Source organism: Mesorhizobium sp. XAP4, assembly GCF_029269325.1.
GTDB classification, from domain to species: Bacteria; Pseudomonadota; Alphaproteobacteria; order Rhizobiales; family Rhizobiaceae; genus Mesorhizobium; species Mesorhizobium ciceri.
Genome location: NZ_JARIXW010000003.1, coordinates 282,439 through 300,697, shown reverse-complemented (window position 1 = coordinate 300,697; position 18,259 = coordinate 282,439). Strand labels below are relative to the sequence as shown.

The window sequence follows — 18,259 nt, the reverse complement described above, 5'->3', positions numbered from 1 at the left end:
TCCTTGCCAAACGCGATCCCCCTGCTATTCTTCCCGCTAAAATAATTTCACGCACAGGCAAACTTGTTTCTCGAACCGCAAGGCTGAGATGAGCCAGTCGCCCTACCCCGCAATTGCCGCCGGACCGCCCAAGCCTAGCCTCATCCTGAGGCCCGGCCAGATCGCGCTGCCGCCGGGCATGGAGCGTTATACGATCCAGGGCAACGGCGCGGTGCTGATCGACATCGAGGCCGGCGACGCGATCACCGTGCGCAATGTCGAAGGCGGCCAGGCCTGCGAACTTCTGGCCTGGGACAGGACCGGCGCGACCGATCCCGGCATTTTTGGTGAAGCATCGAACAGCAACGCTGCCGGCATCAAAGCGCTGCTCATAGAGGGCGACGACAGTCTCGCATCCCTGCGGAGCGGGCTCGCCCGCCGGCAGGTGCAGCTTGACCACGCCAAGGCCGTGCGGGTGTTCGGCGTCACGACACCGGCCGGCACCGAGCAGGCTTTCACCGTCGCACGCGATGGTGCGGTGCTGATTGCCGCCCCCGGCGGGCCGATGCTGGTCGATGGTCATGACACGGCGACACCGCTGACCGTCTTCGTTCGCCGCGCCACGATCCGCCCGGCGGCGAAATCGGTATTGGCTGATCCGCTTGCCGACCCGGTGCTCGATTTGCGCGTCCATTCGGCGACCGCGGAGGCCTATTTCGTTAGGGCTGGCGACTATCTGCAGATCATCGATGTCGACGGGCGCCAATGCACCGATTTCCAGTGCTTTTCGGCGCGCAAGCTGGACAGGGGACTGGATCATCCGCTCGACGTGACGACGACGCGCACGCTCATGGGTGCGAGCTACCCGATGCCCGGCCTGCATTCCAAATACTATGACCAGGACATGGAGCCGCTGGTCGAGGTGGTGCAGGACACATGCGGCCGGCACGACGCCTTCGCGCTCGCCTGCGCCGCCAAATATTACGACGACATCGGCTATCCCGGACACACCAACTGTTCGGAGAATTTCAACGGCGCTCTGGCCGGCAAGGGCGTCAATCCCCGCGCGGGCTGGATGGCGATCAACTTCTTCTTCAACACGGCGATCGACGCGCATGGCGTCATGGTGTCCGACGAGCCGTGGTCGCGGGCGGGCGACTATGTGCTGCTCAGGGCGCTCACCGACATCGTTTGCGTTTCCTCCGCCTGCCCCGACGACACGACGCCGGCCAATGGCTGGAACCCGACCGACATCCATGTGCGGACCTATTCCGGCCAGCACAAATTCTCGCGAGCGATCGCCAGACGCATGACGCCCGATTCGGAACCGAAAATGACCCGCGAGACCGCTTTTCATTCGAGCTTTGCCAAGCACACCCGCAACTTTCAGGAGTACAAGGGCTATTGGCTCGCCAATTCCTTCGCCAAGGACGGGCCGATCGCCGAATACTGGGCCTGCCGCCAAGACGCGGTGATCATGGACCTGTCGCCGCTGCGCAAGTTCGAGGTCACCGGCCCGGATTCCGAAGCGCTGCTGCAATACACGCTGACCCGCGACGTCAAGAAGCTTGGCGTTGGCCAGGTGGTCTATTCGGCCATGTGCTACGAGCATGGCGGCATGATTGATGACGGCACCCTGCTGCGGCTGGGCAAGGACAATTTCCGCTGGGTCGGCGGCGACGATCTGTCTGGCGAGTGGCTGCGCGAGACGGCGACAAAACTCGGCCTCAATGTCCTTGTGCGTTCCTCCACCGACCAGATGCACAATGTCGCCGTGCAGGGACCGAAGAGCCGCGACATCCTCAGGGAGGTGATCTGGACCTCGCCGCTGCAGCCGTCGATCGACGAACTCGAATGGTTCCGCTTCGCCGTCGCCCGCATTGGTGGCGGCAACGGCATTCCGGTCGTCGTCTCGCGCACCGGCTATACCGGCGAGCTCGGCTACGAGATCTGGTGCCATCCGCGCGACGCCGAAAAAGTCTTCGACGCCATCTGGGAAGCCGGCCAGCCTCACGGGCTGAAGCCGATGGGACTGCAGGCGCTGGACATGGTGCGCATCGAGGCCGGGTTGATCTTCGCCGGATACGAATTTTCCGACCAGACCGATCCGTTCGAGGCCGGCATCGGCTTCACCGTGCCGCTGAAGAGCAAGACCGACGATTTCGTCGGCCGCGAGGCGCTGATCCGCCGCAAGGAGCACCCGCAGACGAAGCTGGTCGGTCTCGACATCGACGCCAATGTCGACGTCGGCCATGGCGATTGCGTGCATGTCGGCAGTGCCCAGATCGGCGTGGTCACGTCAGGCATGCGCTCGCCGGTGCTGAACAAGACCATCGCGCTGGCCAGGCTCGATGTCACCCATTCGGCTGTCGGTACCGAGGTCGAGATCGGCAAGCTCGACGGCCATGCCAAGCGGCTGCCGGCGCGAGTCGTCGCCTTCGCCCACTACGATCCGCAAAAGACCAAACCGCGTTCCTGACGGCCCTTCCCTCCCAAGACAGTGAGGCCGTGCTGCAGTTCGTGATAGGAATTTTTTCTTGACCTGCTGAGGGCAGCTATGCTACATATTCGTCCATGGTGCTGATTTGCGCCGCGACCCGCCTCCGGCGGGTTTTCGCTTCCTGACCCTTGGTCCTTTTCCGAACAATCCCACCGCGGCAGTGTGAAGCCGACATGTTTCGCAAGCGTGATGTGCACGGCGCGACAAATCGCTTGACCTGAAAGCGCGCCGGATCAATCTTCACTGTTAAGAAAAAAATGCGACTGAGTGGAAACACCGACAGCCGCCCAAAGCATGCGTCGATGATGAAGCCTCGCGAAGTCGCGGCCGTCACGAACGGGGAACATCAAAATGGGGAACAAAGACATATGAGCACGATAACGACTGTCCTGGAGCCGCTTGCCGAAGGCAAGTTGCACCGAAATATCGACTGGCGCGGCGCCTTCTGGGTGGCGAGCGGCGTGCCGGCCCTGGTCCTGTTCTCGATCGGCGGCATTGCCGGCACGACCGGCACGCTGGCCTTCGCGATCTGGATCTTCTCCATGATCATGGGCTTCCTGCAATCCTTCACCTATGCCGAAATCGCCGGCCTGTTTCCGAACAAGTCGGGCGGCGCGTCGATCTACGGCGCCACCGCCTGGCTGCGCTATTCCAAGTTCATCGCGCCGCTGTCTGTCTGGTGCAACTGGTTCGCCTGGTCGCCGGTGCTGTCGCTCGGCTGCTCGATCGCCGCCGCCTACATCCTCAACGCGCTGGCGCCAGTGCCGCTGTTCACCGAAACCTCACCCGATGTCGTCGCCTATATCGCCGCGCATGCCGGGACGAGTGCCGCCGACGCCATCACAGCGGTGACCGCGGCGGCGACGCCGGCAATCCGCAACTGGACGCTTTACAGCCACACGCTGGGACCGGTCTCGTTCACCTTCAACGCGACCTTCTTCATCGGCGCAGTGCTGATGCTGATCATCTTTGCGATCCAGCATCGCGGCATTCTCGGCACCGCCAATGTGCAGAAATATATCGGCCTCTTGGTCATCGTCCCGATGCTGATCGTCGGCGTGGTGCCGATCGTCACCGGCCAGATCAACTGGGCGAATTTTTCGCCGCTGGTGCCGCTGGCCGCAGCCTACGCGCCCGAGCCCGGTGCCTGGAACATCGCCGGCTGGACGCTGGTGCTTGGTGGTATGTTCATCGCCGCCTGGTCGACCTACGGCTTCGAGACCGCCGTCTGCTACACATCCGAGTTCAAGAACCCCGGCACCGACACGTTCAAGGCGATTTTCTATTCCGGCCTTCTGTGCATGCTGCTGTTCATCCTGGTGCCGTTCACCTTCCAGGGCGTGCTTGGCCTCAACGGTATGCTGGCGACGCCGATCGTCGACGGCTCCGGGGTCGCCGACGCGCTGGCCGGCATGGTCGGCGGCGGCGCGCTAGTCCACAGCCTGTTGGTGATGCTGATGATCCTGGCGCTGGTGCTGTGCATCATGACGGCCATGGCCGGCTCTTCGCGTACGCTCTACCAGGGCTCGGTCGACGGCTGGCTGCCGCGCTATCTCAGCCATGTCAACGAACATGGTGCGCCGACACGGGCAATGTGGACCGATCTCGTCTTCAACCTGATCGTGCTGGCCATCGCCTCGGCCGACGCGACGAGCTTCTTCTTCATCCTCGCCGTGTCGAATTGCGGTTACATCATCTTCAACTTCCTCAACCTCAACGCCGGCTGGATCCACCGCATCGACAACGGCCATATCGCACGGCCCTGGAAGGCGCCGAGCTGGCTGCTCGGGATCGGGGCGATCTTCGCCTATGTCAACGCGATCTTCATGGGCGCCGGTGCCAAGGTATGGAACCCGATGGCGCTGTGGGCCGGCCTGATCACGGCAGCGCTGATCATCCCGGTGTTCTGCTTCCGACACTACATTCAGGACAAGGGCAAGTTCCCCGACCACATGCTGGCCGATCTCGGCATGACGGGGGCCGACCTCTCGGTCAAAAAGGCGGGCATGCTGCCCTATCTGACGCTGGTCGCCGGCGTGGTGGTGATGCTGCTCGCCAACTGGTTCTTCGTCATCTGACCTCATAAAAATAAAAAGGATCGGGCGCGCTTCGGCGCGCCCGATCCTTTTCGACTGGCGCGATCGATCTATTCGGCGGCCAGCGCCAGTTGCGGCTTTTCGGCTTCCTGGCTCAGTTCCAGATCGTCCGTCCGTCCCTCCGCCCCGCGCTTCTTCGGCTCCCGGCCGAAGAACAGGGCGTAACCGGCCGGCAGGACCAGTATGGTCAGCACCGTGGCAACCAGGATGCCGCCCATCATGGCGTAGGCGAGCGGACCCCAGAAGACGCCGCGCGAGATCGGGATCAGCGCCAGCACCGCCGTCAGCGCCGTCAGCGTGATCGGCCGGAAACGGCGAACGGCCGAACCGATGATGGCCTCGTAGCGGTCCATGCCCGCGGCGATGTCCTGGTCGATCTGGTCGACCAGGATGATCGAGTTGCGCATGATGATGCCGAGCAGCGCGATGACGCCGAGAATGGCGACGAAGCCGAACGGCGCACCGCTGATCAGGAGCGCCGCGGCAGCACCGATAATGCCAAGCGGACCGGTCGCCAGCACCAGCATCGCCTTGCCGAAGTTCTGCAGCTGGATCATCAAAAGCACGACAATGACGGCCAGCATGATCGGTGCCTTGGCGGCGATCGAAGCCTGGCTTTCCGCCGAATCCTCCGCACCGCCCTGGATTTCGATCTTGTAACCGGGCGCCAGACTCGCACGCAGATCCTTCATGTCATTGTACATCTTGGTGACGACGTCGTTGGACTGCACGCCGTCGGGCAAGGTGGCGCGCACGCTGATGGTCGGCAGGCGGTCGCGGCGCCACTCGATGCCTTGCTCCAGCACCGGCACCACCTTGGCCACCTGCGACAGCGGCACGAATCCGCCGAAGTCGGTCGGGATATAGACCGAGTCGACCGAGGACAGCAGGCTGCGGCTGGCATTCGGCTCGCGGGCGACGATGGACACCGTCTCCTCGCCGTCGCGGAAGTCGTCGAGCGGCGCGCCGGACATCGTCGCCTGCAGCATCTGGCGGATGCGCTGCGAGGTGACGCCGAGTGCGCGGGCACGATCCTGGTCGATGACCAGCTTCATCGCCGGAACCGGCTCCAGCCAGTCATCATGCACGGCGCCAAGCAGCGGATCTTCACGGAACTTCGCCTTCACCTGGTCGGCGATGCGGCGCACCTCCTGGCGATCCGGCCCCATGACGCGCATCTGCACCGGCCAGCCGGTCGGTGGACCGAGGAACAGACGATCGACCTTGGCACGGATGGACGGGAAGTCTTGCGCCAGAACGGTGCGCAACTTGACGATCAGACGTTCGCGAGCCGGTTCGTCATTGGCCATGACGAGCAACTGGGCAAAGTTGGGGTTGCTCAGCTGCTGGTCGAGCGGCAGGAAGAAGCGCGGCGCGCCCTCGCCGATATAGGTGGCGATGAAACGCTTGTCCTTGTCGTCCATCATCTTGGTCTCGAGCGCCTTGGCCTGCGCCTCGACTTCCTTGATGCTGGTGCCTTCCGGCAGCCAAAGGTCGACGAGGATTTCCGGCCGCGACGATTGCGGGAAGAAGTTCTGCGGAATGAACTGGAAAGCCCACAGGCTGGTGCCGAAGGTGACCAGCGTCATCACCAGGACGATGATGCGATGGCGCACGGCCCAGCTGACGGCGGCACGAAGCCGGCGGTAGAAACGCGTGTCGAAGACATCGTGATGGCTGCCGGCATGCTTGCGCTGCTTGAGGATCATGTTGCCGAGCCATGGCGTGAAATAGACCGCGACGAACCAGGAGACGATCAGCGCGATGCCGACGACATAGAACAGCGTGCGGACATATTCGCCGGCGGTCGAGGCCGCGAAGCCGACCGGAATAAAGCCGGCCGTGGTGATCAGCGTGCCGGTCAGCATCGGGAAGGCGGTCGAGGAATAGGCGAAGCTCGCCGCCTCGACCTTGACCATCCCCTCCTCCAGCTTGCGCTCCATCATCTCGACGACGATCATCGCGTCGTCGACCAGAAGACCGAGCGCGATGATCAGCGCGCCGAGCGAGATGCGCTGCAGGTCGATGCCGAGCTCGTACATGATGGCGAAGGTCGCGGCCAGCACCAGCGGGATGGCGATGGCGATAACCAGGCCGGAACGCCAACCGATCGACAGGAACGAGACGACGAGCACGATCAGCAACGCTTCGCCAAGCGCATGCATGAACTCCGCCACCGCATCGGTGACGACGCCCGGCTGGTCGGAGATCTGGTCGACCGCAACGCCGTAGGGCAGCGCCTCTTCGAAGCGCTTGTAGGTGGCCTCGACATCCTTGCCGACATCGGTAACCTTGAAGCCCTTGGCCATGACGACGCCCAACTGCACGCTGTCGTGACCGTTGAAGCGGTACTTTCGCTGGAACGGATCCTGCAACCCCGAACTCACCGTGGCGATGTCGCCCAGCCTCGTGACCTGACCGCCGGCGCGCAGGCGCAGGTTCCTGATATCCTCGACCTTGCCGACATCGCCCTCGACGGAAATGCGCACCGAGTTGGTGCCGGTATCGACGGAGCCGGCCGGGTCGACATTGTTCTGTCCCTTGATCGCATTCTGCAGATCGGTCAGCGTCAGGCCGCGTTCGGCCAAGGCCTTGGACGAGACGTCGATATAGAGCTTTTCAGGCTGGTCGCCGATGATAACGGCCTTCTCGACGCCGGGCGTCGTCAAAAGCATGTCGCGCGCCTGGATGGCGAACTTCTTCAGCTCGGGATAGCTGAAGCCATCGCCGCTGATCGAATGCAGGGTGATGAAGGTGTCGCCGAATTCATCGTTGAAATAGGGGCCGAGCAGACCTTGTGGCAAGTCACCGGCAATGTCACCGACCTTCTTGCGCACCTGGTAGAACGCGTCGGTCACCTCGGCGGTGTTGGTGTCGCCCTTGATCTGCACGGTGATGATGGCGCTGCCGGCGCGGGTGAAGGAGCGCACGAAATCGAGATGCGGCGTTTCCTGCAGCTTGCGTTCGATCTTGTTGACGACCTGGTCTTCCATCTCCTGGATCGAGGAGCCCGGCCAGATCGCCTGGACGACCATGACCCGGAAGGTGAAATCGGGATCTTCCTTCTGGCCCATGCGCATCAGGCCGAGCGCGCCGGAAATGATGATCAGGCCGAACAGGAACCGCGCAATGGCGGGATGGCCGATTGCCCAGCGCGACAGGTTGAAGGGCCGCTTCTCTTCCGTGGAATTGGTCATCGACGCTGGTCCATCTATCTAGCGCAACAAAATCGAGGGTTCGTAGTGGCTTCCGGGCGGCAAGGCTCTCCCAGCGGAGAAGCACTCATCGCGGTGGGACGCGAAATCGATGTGGGGGTTACATCAATCGAGCGTCTCGGTCGGGCGCCTGCCGCCCGGAAACCAGCGGCTGCGGGAACGCGCAGCCGGTTGTCTGTCGTCAGCGCACCTGCTTGGCGTCGCCGTCCGCCGCGGATGCCGATTGCAGCGCCGTATCACCGGCGAGCTTCACCTTGAGGTTCTCGGTCATGAATTGCGTGCCGGCGGCGACCACGACATCGCCGGGTTTCAAACCCTCCGCGACACGCACGCCATCGGCGGCGAACTCGGCAACCTTGATCGGACGAGCATGAACGGTGTCGGCGCCACGATCGACGGTCCAGACGATCGATTGGGTGCCTTGCTCGGCCAGTGCGCTCAGGGGGATCGAGACCAGCTGCCGCTCATTGGCCGCCGTGGCTTCGATGCTGGCGGTCATGCCGAGCAGCACACGCGGATCGTTGGGCAGGCTGACGCGGACGGCGAAGGTGCGCGATTGCGGATCGGCGCTGCCGGCGACTTCGCGGACCTTGCCGTCGAGCGCCAGCGCATCGTCGGACCAGAAGCCCGCCTTGACCGCCTTGCCCGGCTTGAATTCGGCGATTTCCATTTCGGGGACGGCGATCAGCACTTCCTTTTCGCCGTCGACAGCGACAGTGACAACCGGCGTGCCGGAACCGACCACCTGGCCAACGTCGGCGCTGACCGTGGTGACGATGCCATCCCTGTCGGCCTTGAGATCGGTATAACCGACCTGGTTCTTCGCCTGAGCCAGTGTCGAAAGGGCGGAATCACGGGTGGCGACCGCTTGGTCATAGGTCAAGGTCGCCTGTTCGAGCTGTGATTTCGGGGCAAAATTCTTGGCAAAAAGCTGCTCGGCACGCTTGCGGGCGAGTTCCACGGTCTCGACCTGCCGCTCGGCGGCATCGAGCGCTGCCTGCGCGCTCTTGACCGAAAGGTCGTAGTCAATGGGATCGATGCGGGCGAGCACATCGCCCGAGGCCACATGCTGGCCGATATCGACGAGGCGCTCGGTGATCTTGCCATTGACGCGGAATGCCAGAGCGCTCTCGGTGCGGGCCCTCACCGACCCGGAATAGGAGAGCGTGCGGGTGTCATGTACCTTCGCGATCTCGACAACCTTGACCGGGCGGATGATATCCTTGACTTCGGCTTTTTCCTGGCTGCAGCCGGCAAGCCCGAGAGTGGCGGTGACAAGCAGCACCCGGCCTACAGCGGGCAACCTGCCGATGATTGAACTGAACGAAGACACGCGCGTACTCCCGAAATGGAGATGAATCGTTGAAACCGGCGCCCGACGGGCGGAGGCTACTTCAAGGCCTTGATTGCATAGTCGACGAGGTCGTCAGGCATTGCCCGGTTGGTCTTGGCAAGGCATTGCGCCACCATCTGCGGGTGACACAGGATGACGGTCGCGGCGCCGAAACAGCGAGACGCGATAACCGGATCCTGTTTTCTGAACTCACCGGCCTCGATCCCGTCACGAATGATTTCCGCGAACAGGTCGTGAATGCTGTCGACATGCTTGTCGATCACACCCCAATCCCGTTCGAGGGCGACGATGACCATCTCGTGGACCTTCTGGTCGTCGAGCATGACCTCCATCGTCATCTTGTATTGCGCATGCACGTAGCGCCGGAGCCGCTCCTCGGCGCTGATCGGCAGGCGCGAAATCTCGTAGGCCATCTTGTAGCTGGCGCCGAGCATCCGGCCGCAGACGGCCTGGTGGATTTCGACCTTGGAGGCGAAGAAACGGTAGATGTTGGCCGGCGACATGCCGAGCTCACGCGCAATGTCGGCGACATTGGTCTTGCCGTAGCCATAGTGCCGGAACAGGCGCTCGGCGCAATCGAGAATGCGCGTTACATTTTCCTGTCGGGCGGCTTCGGCGACTATGGTGGCGGCTTCGGACATGATCCTCTATCGATTTACGAGTGACGAATTTTGATTTTCATCACTCGTAAATCGAAAAGAAGGACCTGTCAATGCGAATTCGGTATACACGTACGAATGGTGACAGATGGTGACAGTGAGAAGGTGGAATCGACGATCGCTGTTAGCGGCTGGCCCTGATGAATTCGTCATCCTAGGGCGAAGCAAGGAGCGAAGCGACGCGGCGCAGACCCTAGGATCCATGCCGCGGCATTGGTCAAAGAGTGCGACGGATCAATAAGTTACACCGGTCAGCGAGCTGTAGCCTGCAGCCGCCATTCTCGACTGTCGGAGCTCGGCCGCAAGGTGACGGCATGGATCCCTTGGGCTGCGGAGCAGCTCCCGGGTTTCCGCGACGTCGCTCGCGACTGCTACACCCTAGGATGACGAAGCCCGCGACAAATTGTCGAGGCGAAGCATGGGTGGCGATGCAGCTAAGCCCCCTTGGCCATCTCGCGTAGCCGGAATTTCTGGATCTTGCCGGTCGAGGTTTTCGGGATTTCGGCGAAGATGACCGCCTTCGGCACTTTGAACCGGGCAAGCAGCGCGCGGCAGTGATCGATGATCTCGGCTTCGGTCGCGACCTTGCCGGGTTTCAGCTCGACATAGGCAACAGGCACTTCGCCCCATTTGTCGTCGGGCCTGGCGACGACGCCGCAAGAGGCAACCGACGGGTGCTTGTAGAGCGCGTCCTCGACCTCGATAGAGGAAATGTTCTCGCCACCGGAGATGATGATGTCCTTGGAGCGGTCCTTGAGCTGGATGTAGCCATCGGGGTGCATGACGCCGAGATCGCCGGAATGGAACCAGCCGCCGGCGAAGGCTTCGTCGCTCGCCTTGCGGTTTTTCAGGTAGCCCTTCATGACGATGTTGCCGCGGAACATGACCTCGCCGATTGTCTCGCCGTCGGCCGGTGTCGTCCGCATCGTCTCGGGGTCCCTGACCGTCAGGCCTTCGAGCGCTGCATAGCGCACGCCCTGCCGCGCCTTCCTGGCGCTGCGCTCGCCCTTTTCGAGATCATCCCAGGCGCCGTGCCATTCGTTGACGACCGCCGGGCCATAGGTCTCGGTCAGGCCGTAGAGATGGGTGACGGCAAAGCCGGCATCCGCCATCCCCGACAGCACGGCTTCCGGCGGGGGTGCTGCAGCCGTGTTGAAAGTGACCGTCTGCGGAAATGCGCGCTTGTCCTCGTCCCTGGCATTGATCAGCACCGACATGACGACCGGCGCGCCGCACAGATGGGTGACGCCCTGATCGGCGATCGCATCGTAGATCGGCTTCGGCCGCACCCAGCGCAGACAGACATGGGTGCCGGCCTGGACGGCGAGCGTCCAGGGAAAGCACCAGCCATTGCAGTGGAACATCGGCAGCGTCCACAAATAGACCGCGTGCTTGGCCATGCCGGCATGGATGGTGTTGGTGTAGGCCATCAGGGCCGCACCGCGATGGTGGTAGACGACGCCCTTCGGATTGCCCGTCGTTCCGGACGTGTAGTTGAGCGAAATCGCATCCCACTCGTCGTCGGGCATCGACCAGGCGAAGTCCGCGTCGCCGCCTGCGACAAATGCCTCATAGTCCAGTGAGCCTACCCGCTCGCCCTTTGGGTACGGCGCGTCGGCGGCGTATTCGGGATCGTCATAGTCGATGACCAGCGGCTTGACCCTGGCCAGTTCCAGGGCCTGCTTGACGACGCCGGAGAATTCGCGGTCGACGATCAGCACCTTGGTCTCGGCATGATCGAGTTGGAAGGCGATGACCGCCGCATCGAGGCGGGTGTTGAGCGAATGCAGCACCGCCTTGGTCATCGGCACGCCGAAATGCGCCTCCAGCATCGGCGGCGTGTTTGACAGCATGACGGTGACGGTGTCGCCCTTGCCGATGCCGCGCTTCTGAAGGGCCGAGGCAAGCTTCAGCGACCGCTGCCAGAAAGTGCGATAGTCGATGCGCTGGCGGCCATGGATGATGGCGATATGGTCGGGATAGGTCTTGGCCGCGCGCTCCAGATAGGTGAGCGGCGTCAGCGGCTGATGGTTGGCCGCGTTCTTGTCGAGATCCTGTTCGTAAGGATTGCCCATCCCATGCTCCCCGCGATTTTCTTTCAGACGTTCTAATCACAGGCTTGGGCCGCGTCACCACAAACGATGCCACGACAGAGCGCATTCGGCACAATGATGAACCAGATTCGGCGCAAGCGGGAGCATCGCATACCTCTGCCCAGTTTGACTTTTGTCGAGAGCCGTGAATAATGTCAGCTGAGGAGACGGCATGGCGATCCGACCGGCAGAACAACTCATCCACAAGGCCGCCTGGCTCTACTATGCCCATGGCCTGCGGCAGGACCAGGTGGCGAGCCAGCTTAACATTTCCCGTGCCTCGGTCGCCATGTACCTGCGCAAGGCGCGCGAGACCGGCATCGTCAACATCTCGACTTCGACCCAGCTTTTCACCGACGACGTGCTGGCGCGCAAGCTCGAGGATGCGCTGAGCCTCGACGCCGTCTGGATCGCGCCGGAGAATGATCATATTGCCGACCCGTCGACGGAAATCGCCGTGCTGGCGGCGAGCGTCTTTCTCGAACTGGTCAAGAAGGGCGACCGCATCGGCGTCGCCTGGGGCCGCACCGTCTATATGATTGCCGACGTCATGTCCTATGCCGATCTGCAGGATGTCACGGTGGTGCAGCTCTGCGGCAATCTCGGCGCGCCCTATTCCTATCGCCCCGACCAATGCACTATGGAAATCGCGCGGCGGCTCAACGCCAAAGGGCTCAATTTCTACGCGCCGCTGGTGCTGTCTACGGAAGAACTTGCGCGTGCGCTGCGTGCCGAGCCGGTGATCCGAGAACAATTGTCGGGTGTCGGCGAATGCGACCTGGCGTTATACTCGGTCGGCGCGGTCGACGCCGACAGCCATCTGGTCAAATGCGGCGCGCTGACGCCAAGTGAAATGGCGGATCTGCGCAGCCAAGGCGCTGCCGGCGTGATTGCCGGGCAGATCATAGACGCCGAGGGCAAGGTGCTCGACTGCAGTTATAACAGGCGGGTGATCTCCGCCGAGCTTGCATCGCTGCGCGCCATCGCCAGGCGGTTGGTGGTGGTGCAGGAGGACAGCAAGTTCGAACCGCTGCTCGCGGCGATCGCCGGCGGCCTTTGCACGCATCTGGTGGTCGGCGCGCACATGGCGCAGCGGCTCCTGGATCATGCTGCTGCCACGACAGAAAAGGCCTCCTAGGAAATCCCCTCTCCGTCGCCGGCGCATTGTCATCAAAGCGTCGCGGCATTCCTGTTTCACCATCAAAGACAAACAACCGGACGAAGCGAACATGAAGAATTTGTGGAATGACGAAGCAGCCGAAAAACTCGTCGCCGACTACGCGAAAAAGGGTGTCGGCCGCGACCTGGCGCTGCGCGTCTACACGACCCGGCTGCTCGGCGGCGAACCACGGCTGGTCCTGCATGGCGGCGGCAACACTTCTTGCAAGACGACGGCAACCGACCTCGTCGGCGACCAGTGGGACGTGCTGTGCGTCAAGGGCAGCGGCTGGGACATGGGCGTCATCGAGCCGCAGGGCCTGCCGGCGGTCAAGCTCAAGCCGCTGCTCAAGGCGCGCGCGCTGAACAGGCTGGCCGACGAGGACATGGTTGCCCTGCAACGCGTCAACCTCATCGATCCGTCCTCGCCCAACCCGTCGGTCGAGACGTTGCTGCATGCCTTCCTGCCGCACAAATTCGTCGACCACACGCACTCGACCGCCATTCTCGCCATCGTCGACCAGGAGGACTCCAAGCCGCTGGTGAAGACGGTTTTCGGCAGCAAGATGGGTTACGTGCCTTACATCATGCCCGGCTTCGACCTCGCCAAGGCGGCTGCCGACATCTTCGACGCCGATCCTGACGTCGAGGGCCTGATCCTCGACAAGCATGGCATCTTCACCTTCGGCGACGATGCGAAGCAGGCCTACGACCGGATGATCCATTATGTGAACGTCGCCGAGGACTATATTGCCGCAAGCGGCAAGCCGAAGGCGGCAAAGGCAGCCTTGCCGGCAAAGCTCGCGACGCCGGCGTCGATCGCGCCGATGCTGCGCGGCGCGGTGGCGGTAGCGCGCGGCGAAGGCCGCTTCGACCGAATGGTCAGCGATTTCCGCACTTCGCCGGCAATTGTCGATTTCATCAATTCAGCCGAGATCGCCGATTATGCCGGGCGCGGCGTCTCGACGCCCGATCTGTCGATCCGCATCAAGACCGGGCCGATGGCGCTGCCGGCGCCCGACGCGGACAAGGCCGGCGACTACAAGGCGGTGATCAAGAGCCATGTCGACGCGTTCGCCAAGGATTATCGCGCCTATTTCGAAACCAACGATGCGCTCGACGACGTCAAGCGCACCATGCTTGACCAGATGCCGCGGCTGACGCTGGTGCCCGGCCTCGGCATGTTCGGCCACGGCCGCACCCTGAAGGACGCGAAGATCGCGTCGGATGTCGGTGAGATGTGGATCGAGGCAGTGCGTGGCGCCGAGGCCGTCGGCCGGTTCCATCCGCTTTCCAAGGCCGACTTGTTCCCGCTCGAATACTGGTCGCTGGAACAGGCCAAGCTCGCCTCCAACAAGCCGAAGCCGCTGACCGGCCAGGTGGTGCTGATCACCGGCGGTGCCGGCGCGATCGGTGCAGCGACGGCAAAGCTGTTCGCCGACAATGGCGCCCATGCCGTCGTCGTCGATCTCGACGCCGAAAAAGCCGCCGATGCAGCGAAGAAAGCCGGCAACAATTCGATCGGCGTCGCCGCAGACATCACCGACCCGGCACAGGTGCGTGCCGCCTTCGACAAAGCGGTCGCCGTGTTCGGCGGTGTCGACATCCTGGTTTCCAATGCCGGCGCCGCCTGGGAAGGCCGCATCGGCGAGCTCGACGATGCACTTTTGCGCAAGAGTTTCGAGCTCAACTTCTTCGCCCATCAGTCGGTGGCGCAGAACGCCGTGCGCATCATGCTCGAACAGGGCACCGGCGGCGTGCTTCTGTTCAACACCTCCAAGCAGGCCGTCAACCCCGGCCCGAAGTTCGGCGCCTATGGCGTGCCGAAGGCGGCGACGCTGTTCCTGTCCAGGCAATACGCGCTCGACTATGGCGCGCATGGCATCCGCTCGAACGCCGTCAACGCCGACCGTATCCGCTCGGGCCTTTTGACCGACGCCATGATTGCCAGCCGCTCAGGCGCGCGCGGCGTGTCGGAGAAGGACTACATGTCCGGCAATCTGCTCGGCCAGGAAGTGACGGCGCAGGACGTGGCGCAGGCCTTCCTGCATCATGCGCTGGCCGACCGCACCACCGCCGACGTGACGACCGTCGACGGCGGCAATATCGCGGCAGCGATGCGGTAGTTTGCGAAAGGGCCAACGGGCTTGCGCATCTGGGGCTCTGTAGCTACATTGTAGCCCTCAGAGGAGTTTTGACATGGCAACGGATACCGTAGTCCGCGCCCGGATCGATACGGCGACAAAGGATCAGGCGACGGAAGCCCTGGCGGCGATGGGATTGTCTGTTTCCGACGCCATCCGCCTGCTTCTGGTGCGCGTGGCTGCCGACAAGGAATTTCCCTTCCCGGTGAAAGTGCCTAACGCAACCACGCGAAAGGCCATGGCCGAATTGGAAAAGGGCAAGGGCAAGCGTTTCGCCACGGCCGACGAGTTGTTCAAGGATTTGGGTATCTGACATGCTGGCTCCCGTTCGCTCCGGGCAATTCCGCCGGGATGTGAAACGTATGGAGAAACGTGGCAAAGACCTCGGCAAATTGCGCGAGTTGCTCGGCCTTCTGATCGCCGGAAATGAGCTGCCGGCGAGTTACAAGGATCACCCTCTGAAAGGCGATTGGAAGGGCTATCGCGACGCGCACATAGAACCGGACTGGCTTTTGATCTACCGCGTTACTGACGATGAACTACAGCTTGCCCGCACTGGTTCCCATTCCGACCTGTTCAATGAGTAGGCAAGCCGGAAACTCAGGATTTCTGCGACAGCTTCGATTTAAGTACAGCCCACGCTTCCAGCGCCTTCCTGGATGTTGCCTCCGTCAGGGAGGGCTGTTCCTTAAGGCTACTAAGGACTCCAGACAGCTGTTGTTGTACGGACCAGGGATGGACGCTCGCTTCCGTCATCGACTGAAGACACATACGCGCGCGTTCCGGCTGCTCCTGCTGGGCGATCTCGTTTTCAAGTTCGTAAATGTGCTCGGCCAGCGCGACAACATCATCAGCAACACGAGCGAGAAACCATGCTTCCTGTTCATGACCCTGAACGGCAATCTGGCTGCGTTTCTCAATCAGAAGTCTGATTTTAGCCTGAATCTCGTCAACTAGGGCACGGTGTAGCCGGTTGGTCGTTTCATCGAGAGATTTGAGCCAATTGCCTGAAACCAGACGGGTCACCTGCTGACGGGTCCAACGGGATCCCAGAATTGCTCCAGCTCCTCCGACGCCTCCAAAGACAAGCGCACCGGCGGGACCAAACAGCAACAAGCCGAGGATATTGCCGGAGAACCCGCCGGCCGCCGCAAGCCCACCTTTTACAGCGCCATCCAGCACAACTGAAAAAGGCAGATCGGCAAGAGGAACCCTTCCCTGCCACCAACCGAACAGATTTTTAGCGGCGGAGACTGCAATAGCGAAATAGGGAACATCCATCTCGCCAAGAGATGCACCTGCGTCCAGCGCTGCCTGCATGATGAAGTCGGTTATTTCTCGATCGAAGCCTTCGACGTAAAAAACCTTCCTGGCCCATTTTTCAGCGGTAGCGGCAACCGCCTCGGCAAGCTCGCTATTGGCGAATACTGGCATGTCCGGATATTTATCGAAGTGTTCCCGAAGACCCGAAATGCCCGCCAGGCATTTTACCTGAAAGGCATGCCCGTCGACCAATAGGTCGAAGCCGGGATTGTTAGATGTGTTCGGAAACGTGACGATGTGGCCTTGCTCGACAAGACGGGTTGCAACAATCTGCTCGGCCACATAGCCCCGCAAATTGTTCCCCGCACCGGCCCCGGATTCCTCTGCCATGGACCCGATGCGGTCCGCGAAGATGCCGAAATCAAAAATATTCGAGATATCTTCCGATCGCGAAAAATCAGCCGCGGCGAGCACCGTGGGATCGATCGCGGCAGCATCGTAGAGAATGTCGCCAGCGGTGAGACCACCCAGGATCAAAGCCTCGCCAGAGTTTCCTCCGTTTCTGGAGAACAGGATTTGGTGCAATGCACTGCCGGTATCGTCTTTCAGAGGCTTGGCTAGTATCCCCTCCGGCGGCCATGGCGTTGGCGGTAGGGGAGAGCCTACTCTTTTCCGGACATCGGAAAGTTTGGTGAGAATCCTGCTCCGGCGCTTTTCGGGCCATGTGTCAAAATCAGAGACCCACAGGTTCTTGAAATCATCAAGGGTTGTCCGCAGCCCGGCACGGCCGACAGCGACGCCTTTGAGGGCGAGCTGCACAGCTATGTTTGATGAGAGCCGCTTTGCATGTACGCCTTTGACGTGCCTACCTGCAATGTAGGCCCACAACTGGTCCGATAAAAAGCGGATTTGCGAGAACAAACAGCATGGAGACGGTGGTCGAGCCGCCGATAAACGGAATAATTGCTGCTGCCTGTGCCGCGAAGATATAAGCGCTGAAGCCAGCAAGCTTCACTGCGATCCCAACACTAACAAGGGACGTTCCTGATGCAAGCAGGCCGATAATTGCTGTGTCGCCCGATTTCAGGGCTCGTTCCATCGCCTCGCTACGGAGTTCGGGAGGCAACTCTTCAATCTGCTCCCGTACCCGCTTGACCAGTTCCGCTTTGTCGTTAGCAGCTAGGGTGCCGTTCTGTGCAGCCTCTGCAACGGCGCGCGCTATGATTTCAGCCTGCGCAACTACTATAGCGCTGAAATCTGGTTCTCCCTTGGAGAAGATGGCCATCAGACGCTTCCATACCTTCCCAGGCGATGAAAGGCTTTCGGCTTCCTTTTCAGACTTCAACTGGTCTGAGAGCGTCAGTGCTGCATGATGAGCCAGATCGGCGGATTTTACATTCGCAACGCGCGTTGAAAGCGGGAGGGACGCCTCGATCTCGAACGCGGACAGTAAGTGATCCCATAACCTGACGCGTAGGGCGCCGTCAGTTGCATTCGAGACCATAATCCGTTCGGAGGATTCTATTAGCCGCTGCTTGAAGGCGGCTTCAGTTTGAGCATCTGGAGCCCTGTCGAACTTAGCCCCAAGATCTCGGAATTTATCAGCCGCAATGTTCAGAAGGTTGGTCTCTTCAAAATGCGGAAGAAGCTGGCACAGCTCCTGGCGGGTGAGGGTTCCCAGTCCTGCGAGGATGGTCCATGGCGGTATGTACAAATTAGGCCTCGATACTGAAAAGCTATACCGATATATTGTCGCGAATATCCATTAAACCGACACTTTCGCGCCTGTTTCCTGCAA

12 protein-coding genes are annotated in these 18,259 nt (G+C 61.7%); 6 read left to right on the top strand and 6 right to left on the bottom strand.

Annotated elements, in window-relative coordinates:
- Positions 1–88: 88 nt before the first annotated feature.
- Both P3C39_RS14860 and P3C39_RS14855 read left to right on the top strand, forming a co-directional pair.
- Positions 89–2,458: an aminomethyltransferase family protein gene (locus P3C39_RS14860; RefSeq protein ID WP_275953794.1), complete on the top strand. Its 2,370-nt coding sequence runs from the start codon at positions 89–91 to the stop codon at positions 2,456–2,458.
- A 389-nt stretch (positions 2,459–2,847) separates the two neighbouring features.
- The gene (locus P3C39_RS14855; protein ID WP_024502584.1) at positions 2,848–4,557 is read left to right on the top strand and encodes an APC family permease; all 1,710 of its coding nucleotides are present in this window, start codon (positions 2,848–2,850) and stop codon (positions 4,555–4,557) included.
- A 68-nt stretch (positions 4,558–4,625) separates the two neighbouring features.
- Here P3C39_RS14855 and P3C39_RS14850 read toward each other — a convergent pair whose 3' ends face one another.
- From P3C39_RS14850 to P3C39_RS14835, 4 genes are all read right to left on the bottom strand, one after another.
- Positions 4,626–7,772 carry an efflux RND transporter permease subunit gene (locus P3C39_RS14850; protein ID WP_275953795.1) on the bottom strand — a complete coding sequence of 1,049 codons (3,147 nt, stop codon included), beginning with the start codon at positions 7,770–7,772 and terminating at the stop codon, positions 4,626–4,628.
- Between the two features lie 199 nt (positions 7,773–7,971).
- Positions 7,972–9,123, bottom strand: coding sequence for an efflux RND transporter periplasmic adaptor subunit (locus tag P3C39_RS14845; protein WP_275953796.1), 1,152 nt, complete (start codon positions 9,121–9,123; stop codon positions 7,972–7,974).
- Between the two features lie 56 nt (positions 9,124–9,179).
- The gene (locus P3C39_RS14840) at positions 9,180–9,785 is read right to left on the bottom strand and encodes a TetR family transcriptional regulator (protein WP_013532915.1); all 606 of its coding nucleotides are present in this window, start codon (positions 9,783–9,785) and stop codon (positions 9,180–9,182) included.
- Positions 9,786–10,237: 452 nt separating this feature from the next.
- Positions 10,238–11,878 carry an acyl-CoA synthetase gene (locus tag P3C39_RS14835; RefSeq protein WP_275953797.1) on the bottom strand — a complete coding sequence of 547 codons (1,641 nt, stop codon included), beginning with the start codon at positions 11,876–11,878 and terminating at the stop codon, positions 10,238–10,240.
- Positions 11,879–12,068: 190 nt separating this feature from the next.
- Between P3C39_RS14835 and P3C39_RS14830 the strand changes: the two genes are divergently transcribed.
- The 4 genes from P3C39_RS14830 to P3C39_RS14815 all read left to right on the top strand — a co-directional run bounded on the left by P3C39_RS14830 (position 12,069) and on the right by P3C39_RS14815 (position 15,785).
- Positions 12,069–13,034 carry a sugar-binding transcriptional regulator gene (locus P3C39_RS14830; protein ID WP_013532917.1) on the top strand — a complete coding sequence of 322 codons (966 nt, stop codon included), beginning with the start codon at positions 12,069–12,071 and terminating at the stop codon, positions 13,032–13,034.
- Between the two features lie 91 nt (positions 13,035–13,125).
- The gene (locus P3C39_RS14825; RefSeq protein WP_027163848.1) at positions 13,126–15,180 is read left to right on the top strand and encodes a bifunctional aldolase/short-chain dehydrogenase; all 2,055 of its coding nucleotides are present in this window, start codon (positions 13,126–13,128) and stop codon (positions 15,178–15,180) included.
- A gap of 73 nt (positions 15,181–15,253) precedes the next feature.
- Positions 15,254–15,511, top strand: coding sequence for a type II toxin-antitoxin system RelB/DinJ family antitoxin (locus P3C39_RS14820; protein WP_275953798.1), 258 nt, complete (start codon positions 15,254–15,256; stop codon positions 15,509–15,511).
- Position 15,512: 1 nt separating this feature from the next.
- The gene (locus P3C39_RS14815) at positions 15,513–15,785 is read left to right on the top strand and encodes a type II toxin-antitoxin system YafQ family toxin (protein ID WP_275953799.1); all 273 of its coding nucleotides are present in this window, start codon (positions 15,513–15,515) and stop codon (positions 15,783–15,785) included.
- A gap of 13 nt (positions 15,786–15,798) precedes the next feature.
- Here the strand turns inward: P3C39_RS14815 and P3C39_RS14810 are convergent, their stop codons facing one another.
- Together P3C39_RS14810 and P3C39_RS14805 are read right to left on the bottom strand one after the other, a co-directional pair.
- A complete protein-coding gene (locus P3C39_RS14810) occupies positions 15,799–17,280 on the bottom strand; it encodes a hypothetical protein (protein ID WP_275953800.1) in 1,482 nt (493 codons plus the stop codon).
- A 46-nt stretch (positions 17,281–17,326) separates the two neighbouring features.
- The gene (locus P3C39_RS14805) at positions 17,327–18,175 is read right to left on the bottom strand and encodes a hypothetical protein (protein ID WP_275953801.1); all 849 of its coding nucleotides are present in this window, start codon (positions 18,173–18,175) and stop codon (positions 17,327–17,329) included.
- Positions 18,176–18,259: the final 84 nt, after the last annotated feature.